This window comes from Aeromonas sp. EERV15 (assembly GCF_900079845.1).
Classification (GTDB): domain Bacteria; phylum Pseudomonadota; class Gammaproteobacteria; order Enterobacterales; family Aeromonadaceae; genus Aeromonas; species Aeromonas sobria.
This window is the reverse complement of sequence record NZ_FKKY02000123.1, coordinates 1-461: the sequence shown is the minus strand read 5'-3', so window position 1 is coordinate 461 and position 461 is coordinate 1. Positions and strand designations below refer to the sequence as shown.

Below are 461 nucleotides of genomic sequence, written 5' to 3'. Positions count from 1 at the left end.
CTTCGAGATCCTCCGCAAGGAGCACGAGCTGGCCGTCAAGCTGCTCTGGCAGTTCCTCGGCGTGCTCGCCGACCGGCTCGACCAGACGTCGCGCGACCTGACCACCGCCCGCGAGGCGCTCGCGGCGGATCCGATCCGCGGCGGGCTCTACCTCGCGTCCGACCCGCCCGGCACGCAGAGCCCGTTCCGCCGGGCGGCCGAGCGCGGGCGGGGGCCGGATCCGCGCACCCCGCACCTCGTGGCGGCGGGGCTCGTGGCCGCGGGGGCGATGGTGTTCTTCGGGCTGTCGTACATCCATCAGCGCGCGATCTGGGGGACGGCGGCCGACGCGCTCCAGCAGTACAACCCGGCCGCGGCCAACCGGGATCGGGAGCGCGCGCTGCGCCGCGCGATCGTGGCGTTCACCGAGGAGCACACCTCGTGGCTCGACACCCACCCGGATTTCTTCGCGTCGCGGCGCC

General features: G+C 74.6%; 1 protein-coding gene. It reads left to right on the top strand.

Annotated features, from left to right (window positions below):
• The coding region (locus tag BN4575_RS22875; RefSeq protein WP_218060808.1) for a hypothetical protein at positions 1-461 on the top strand (461 nt) is incomplete at both ends.